The 6348-nt window shown below is 70.8% G+C and carries 5 protein-coding genes; 3 read left to right on the top strand and 2 right to left on the bottom strand.

Features of this window, described 5'->3' with window-relative positions:
• Positions 1 to 5 precede the first annotated feature (5 nt).
• Complete coding sequence (locus ACFWEP_RS29885) at positions 6 to 2123, bottom strand: HelD family protein (protein WP_387374679.1); 2118 nt, start codon at positions 2121 to 2123, stop codon at positions 6 to 8.
• Positions 2124 to 2495: 372 nt separating this feature from the next.
• Here ACFWEP_RS29885 and ACFWEP_RS29890 point away from each other — a divergent pair, with 372 nt between their 5' ends.
• Both ACFWEP_RS29890 and ACFWEP_RS29895 read left to right on the top strand, forming a co-directional pair.
• Complete coding sequence (locus tag ACFWEP_RS29890) at positions 2496 to 2684, top strand: hypothetical protein (protein ID WP_387374681.1); 189 nt, start codon at positions 2496 to 2498, stop codon at positions 2682 to 2684.
• 115 nt (positions 2685 to 2799) lie between these two features.
• The gene (locus tag ACFWEP_RS29895) at positions 2800 to 3258 is read left to right on the top strand and encodes a hypothetical protein (RefSeq protein WP_387374683.1); all 459 of its coding nucleotides are present in this window, start codon (positions 2800 to 2802) and stop codon (positions 3256 to 3258) included.
• 53 nt (positions 3259 to 3311) lie between these two features.
• Here ACFWEP_RS29895 and ACFWEP_RS29900 read toward each other — a convergent pair whose 3' ends face one another.
• The gene (locus ACFWEP_RS29900) at positions 3312 to 3527 is read right to left on the bottom strand and encodes a hypothetical protein (RefSeq protein WP_387374685.1); all 216 of its coding nucleotides are present in this window, start codon (positions 3525 to 3527) and stop codon (positions 3312 to 3314) included.
• A gap of 852 nt (positions 3528 to 4379) precedes the next feature.
• Between ACFWEP_RS29900 and ACFWEP_RS29905 the strand changes: the two genes are divergently transcribed.
• On the top strand, positions 4380 to 6242 hold the full coding sequence (locus ACFWEP_RS29905; RefSeq protein ID WP_387374687.1) for a tetratricopeptide repeat protein: 1863 nt from the start codon (positions 4380 to 4382) through the stop codon (positions 6240 to 6242).
• Positions 6243 to 6348: the final 106 nt, after the last annotated feature.

Raw genomic sequence — 6348 nt, forward strand, 5'->3', positions numbered from 1 at the left:
GTCCCTCAGGCGGCCAGCGCCTCGGGCAGCGGAGCCGCGTGCACCACGGTGAGGCCGGACACCGCGCGGGTCAGCGCCACGTACAGCCGGCGCAGTCCGGTGCGCTCGTCGGGCTCGCCGTCGACCACGGCCGCGGGCTCGTCCAGCACCACGTAGTCGTACTCCAGGCCCTTCGCCAGCGAGGCGGGGACCAGTGTCAGCCGGGACGCGGCGCTCGTCTCCTCGCCCGGCGACAGCACGGCGTGGCCGGCCGTCGCCAGCGCCTCGGCCAGCGCGGGGACCCGGGCGTCGGCGGCGATCAGCCCGATCGAACCCTCCTGCTCCAGCGCCTCCTCGCAGGCGGCGACCGCCGCCGCGACCAGTGCCCCGGCGTCGCCCACCGGACGTACCGCCAGCGAACCGGGCGACTCACGCACCGACTCGACCGGGGCGAGGCCGGGGGCGATCGAGGGCAGCAGCCGCGAGGCGTACGCGATCACCTCGCGCGGCACACGGAAGCCCGCCGTCAGCTCCTCCACGTGCGCGTCCCGCTTGCCCAGGTGACCGAGCGCGTCCGCCCAGCTCCGCGTCGACCAGGGCGTGGTGCCCTGCGCGAGGTCGCCCAGCACGGTCGCCGAACCCGTCGAACAGCGGCGGCCCACCGCCCGGTACTGCATCGGGGAGAGGTCCTGCGCCTCGTCGAGCACCACATGGCCGAGCGAGTGCGTACGCTCCACCAGATCGCGGGCCTCGTCGATGAGCACCGCGTCCGCCGTCGACCACTTCGCCGACTTCACGCTGCGGGCCGGCTTCGTCCGGAGCACCGCCTTCTGCTCGTCGTCGGTGAGCAGCCCTTCCGCGTGCGCGGCCAGGAACTCCGGGTCGGAGAGCAGCCGCAGCACCAGCTTCGCCGGATCGACGGCGGGCCAGACCGCCTTGACCGCCGCCTTCACGGCGGGCGTACGGGCCACCGCGTTCTGCACCCGGTCGTCCGGCGCCTCCCCGGCCTCCTCCATCCGGACCAGCACCCGGTGCGCGATCCGCTGCGGCAGCGCCTCGTGCGCGGCGCCGTACCGCATGTCGCGGGCGAGCAGCTCGTCGACCAGCTCCTCCACCTCGTACGCCGGGACCCGCCAGCGGCGCGAACCGCGTACCACCACGACCTCCTCGGTGGGCGGGGTGACGTGCGAGCGGATCGCCCGCCGCAGCACCTCGGCCATCCGCGCGTCGCCCTTCACGAGGGCGGCGGACGCCTCGTCCGTGCCGCGCACCTCGACGTCCTTGGTGACCAGGTCCTCCACGGTCGCCTGCTGCACCTCCATCTCGCCGAGGGCGGGCAGCACCTGCTCGATGTAGTGGAGGAACGACCGGTTCGGCCCGATGACGAGTGTGCCCGTGCGCGCCAGCCGGTCCCGGTGCGCGTACAGCAGGTACGCGACACGGTGCAGGCCCACCGCAGTCTTTCCGGTGCCGGGGCCACCCTGTACGCAGATCGTGCCGCCCAGCTCGCTACGGACGATCTCGTCCTGCTCCGGCTGGATCGTCGCGACGATGTCCCGCATCGGACCGACGCGCGGCCGTTCGATCTCCGCCTGGAGCAGCTTGCTGGTGGTGCCGGACCCGGCGCCCGCCGCCTCGGCGGGCGTGGTCAGGTCCTCGTCCTCGTACGCGGTCAGTTCGCCGCCGGTGTAGCCGAAGCGGCGGCGCAGCCCCACGTCCTGCGGGTCCAGGCGGGACGCCTGGTAGAACGCCTGCGAGACCGGCGCACGCCAGTCGATGACCATCGGGTCGCCGTGGGCGTCGTGGACGTGACGCCGGCCGATGTAGAACCGCTCACCCTCCGCGCCCTCGGCGAGTTCGCCGCCGACGGGGTGCTCGAAGTCGAGCCGGCCGAAGAAGAGCGGGGTGTGCGAGAGGTCGGCGAGCGCCTTGATGCGCTCGTCGATCTGCGCCTGGAGCACGGCGGCGTTCACCCAGTTGGCGGTGACGTCGCGGATGTCGAGGGCCTGGACGTCCTCGCGCATGACGCGCAGGGCCGTCCGGGACGCGGCGAGGTGTCCCCGCTCGCGGGCCAGCGGATCGGTGATCCGATCGGCGGGGGGATCGGTGGGGGTGCCACTTTCTGCGGTGTGCGGCGCGGACACGGTAGGGCCTCCGGCAGTTCGACGCAGGGCGACGGCCGCACGGCGCTGAGGGGCGCACGGCCGGGTCCCGGTGGGCGGATCACGAGGGATACGCGCGGTGGCGCGCGTACCGGCCGCGCACGCGGTGGCGCGCACGGCAGTCGGCCGGTTTCCGTCCGGTCGGCGGCACTCCCCCGGCTGCCGGCGGGCGAGACCGGTACCACGGTGCGGGAGGGCGGGGCAGACCGGCGATTGTATCCACGCTCCGGGGCCCGGACGAACCGGATGGTTCCCGGGGCCGCAAGGCCGGCCGCACGGAGACGCTGCTCCGGGCCGGGGCCGCCCTGCTGCCGTCCTGGCCCGTACGCGGGTGGCAGGAGCACCCTGGAAGGCATGAGCACCGCGATCCTGAACCCCCGCAGGACCGGCCCCGCGCACGGCGCGACCGCGGCCACCGGTCACCTCCGCCCCCACCCCTTCGGCGACGTGCTGCGCGCCGTCCGCGTGTACGTCACCACCGCTTTCGACGTCGCGGTCCGGGGGGAGTACGCCGTCGGCTCCGGCATCCGCCGCGCACGGTGAGTACGCCCGGTGCCCGGTGGGTGCGCGTGTGGCTGCGCACGGTGAGTACGAGTCCGGGCGCGGGATGAGTACGGGCCCGGAGTTATCGGCTCCGGTTCTGCGGTGGGCTGGGCGTATGCCCTACCGCCGCAGCCGTCCTCGTGCCGCCGCCCGTAACGCCGCCACGCTCCGGTCCGGCCGGATCGCCCGCACCCCGCGCCGCGTCCCCGGTGGCCGCCGGCTCGGGGCGGCCCCGACCGGCTCCGGTCCCGCACCGCGCTGGACCGTGCCCGCCGTCGCCACCGCCCTGCTCCCGCACCTGGTGCCCGTGGTGACGGGCCTGCTCTGGATCGCCCTGCTCGCCGGTGCCGCCTGCGGTCCGGTCTGCGAGCCCGCCGTGCGCGGACCGCTGAACGTAGTGACCCTCGGCTACTCCCTCAGCCTCACCGTGACCCCGGCCGCGCTCGTACTCTGCTGGCTGCTGGCGATCCGCCGCTCGTGGTCCGCGGCCCGCTGGATCGCCGCCGGGCTCGCGTACGTACCACCGGCGATGATCACCCTGGGCGTCATGCTGCTGTTCGTGCCGCGGCCCTGACCGCGACACGAGCGGCTTCCTGCGGGACCGGTCCCGGCCCGCCCTTCGGTGGCTCATCCTCCGAACACGTTGGAGGCCAGTACGGCGACGGCGATCAGCATCATGAGAGTCGCGGTGAATGCCTTACCGCCCTTCGTCATCGCCGTCAGAAGGCTTTCCCCCGCCTGGATCGAGAGCAGGACGGTCGCTCCGCCGATGAGTACGGCGATGAACAGAGCGACTGCCGTTCCGAGAAGTATCAGGGCGAAGTCGGTCTGACTGAAGTTCATGGGACTGCCTTCCGCGTGGGTGGTCTTGCGCCTGAGGCCAAGTTCCCGTACGGCTGGTACAGCGTTGTTCACTCTGTACGTTGTCGTACCGGACGGCTCGGGACGGGGGGACCCTTGGCTGACGATCACGGGGGCGACGAGGCCGCGTTCGAGGCGTTGGCCGCACTCAAAGCGCGGTTACGGGAAGCGAAGGAGTCCCAAGGGAAGACCGAAACGTGGATCGCCGACGCTACTGCCCTGTCGCGCGGTGCTGTTCGTGGCTGTCTCGGCGGAACGTCGCTTCCGCGCCGGGACACGGTGAAGCGGGTCGCCCGTTGCCTGAACGTTCCGCAGGAGCCACTGATCGCCCTGCTGAGGCGGGCCCGCGACGCGAGGAGTGCGCGGAAGGGCCCCTCCCCGTCGTGGTGGACCGTGGGCTGGGGCCGGGAGGCCCTCTTCAACGGGACGCAAGCCCACGTGCGGGCCGGCAGTGGCGCCACGGCGTACTTCGTGTCCCAAGGCGTGGCGCCGCGCAGGCTGTTCACCTCACAGGAGGCGAGAGAGCGGCCGAGCTCGCTCATCCGGGCGGAGCACCAGCAGATCGCGTTCGTCGGTCGGGAACCCGTTCTCGCATCGTTGCGTGCGTGGCGTGACCCCAGTGCGGGGAACGATGCCCTCGCGGTCCGGCTCCTCCACGGACCTGGCGGCCAGGGGAAGTCGCGACTGGTCATCGAGTTCGGGGCAGAGAGCCGGCAAGCGGGCTGGACGGTCATTCAGGTGCGGCACGGAAGTGATCGCGCATTCGGTTCATCCACGGGGGAGGCACCGACGTCCCGCCGTCCTGCTGGGAGTTCTCGGCCGCGGGGGTACCTGGTGATCGTCGACTACGCCGAGCGATGGCCGCAGGCAGACCTCATCGACTTCCTGAGCGACTGTCGGCAGCAGGCGGTCCAGCCCATCCGCGTGCTCCTTGTCGCACGCTCGGCGGGAGGATGGTGGAGCACTCCGACGCGACATCTCACGGATTGGGGGCATGCGTTCGACGACGTACCGCTCCTGCCTCTCGATCACGACGAGGGCGTCGACCGGAGCGCTCTCTACGCCCAAGCGTGCCGGTACTTCGCGTCGATCATCGGGGTGACGGTGCCCGACGGCTCGCGCGACCTGAGTGGCGACGGATTCTCCACGGTGCTCTCGTTGCACATGGCAGCACTGGTGGATGTCGAAGCCAAACGGCGGGGCGAGGTGCTGACCGGGAGACAGGGCGAGATATCGAGCTATCTGATGAAGCGCGAACGGGACTACTGGGAGAGCCTGTTGAAATCCCATCAGGTCTCGATAGGGCCCGATGTCTTCGCGCAGACCGTGTATACGGCCATCTTGACGGGGGCCCTGCCCCGGATCGACGCTCTCGCGGCACTCGCCCGCACGGGCATCGACAGCAACGAACCGACGGCAAAGGTGCTGAAGGACCACGCGGTCGCCTACCCGGTGCAGCAGTTCGGCACCGCTCTGGAACCGCTGCACCCCGACTTGCTCGGTGAGGACTTCCTGGCCCTGCTCCTCCCCGCCGAACCGGTCATGTCCTCGCTGGCCGACCCCTGGAGCGTCGACGCACCTCGCAGGCTGGTCACCGGCCGAACGGCGAGCGGAGACCGCCCGGCCGGTGCTCCGTGGGTCAAGCCGAGCCTGATCACCCTGATCGAGACCGCGCGCCGCTGGGAGCACGTCACCCGGCAGCAACTGGTACCCCTGCTCGCCGACCGTCCGGAGGTCTTCTCGCGGGCCGGCTCAGCCGCGATCTCCCGTCTGGCGGACAATCAGTGGATACCCGAGTCCGTGCTGGACGCGTTCGAGGCCCGTCTGCCCTTCCGGAACGTGGAACTCGACGCGGGCGCCGCGGTGCTCTCCGGGCGCCTCGAAACGTACCGGCTGGAGCGTGCCGGGGACGATTCCTCCGCCCGTGCCGAGGTGTACCGCAATCTCGCGCACCGTCTGTACGCGGTCGGAGATCATGCGGGGGCTGCCGTGCGTATGCAGAGATCCCTCAAGATCCGCGTCCAGCTCGCGGGTGACGGGGACGACGAACTTGCCGAGCTCGCGTTCGACCTTGACGCGGCCGGAATCATGTTCCACATGAACGGCAACAGGGAGTATGCGCTCACGGCCTCGCGCGGAGCAGTCAATATCTTCACCGACCTCGTGGGCCGTCTGAAATCGAAGGACCTGAAGCTCGCCCACGAATACCGGAGTCGTCTCACCTATGCTCTGGCCAATTTTTCGGCACGAAGCCTCCCCGCCGAAGTGCGCCGTGACACGGCGCGCGAAGGGGTCCGCCAGAGTCGCCTGGCAATCGGTGACGGTGACCCCACTCAGGATCACATCGAGCTTTCCGGCTGCCTCCAGAACCTCGGCAACGCACTGAGCGAACTCGATCAGTGGGAGGAAGCGCTGACGTGTCTGCAAGAAGCGGTGGCCATCCGGAGGGTGCAGGCGGTGCGGAATTTTGGTTTCTACGCCCCTTTGCTGAACACGGCGCTCAGCGCTCTATGGACGCATCAGGCGAAAAAAGGGCCGCTCGTGCAGGTGATATCCACGGCCGAGGAGAAGGTTCGCCTCCTACGAGAACTGGCCCAATTCAATGAGGCTCTCTTCGGTGGGCAACGGGAAGGGGCGGAGAGAAAGCTGCGCGACCTGAAGCGGGCCGAAGCGCAGGAAGCGAGTGAGAAGCGCTGAAGGCGACGGGCCCGCATGATTCCGTCGATGGCGTCGCGGCGAGCTGTGCGGACTTCACGGCCTTCGACGAAGAAGGCCCTGCCGCTTCCCCGTGGGGGGAAGCGGC

The organism is Streptomyces sp. NPDC060198 (assembly GCF_042728415.1).
Lineage (GTDB): Bacteria > Actinomycetota > Actinomycetes > Streptomycetales > Streptomycetaceae > Streptomyces.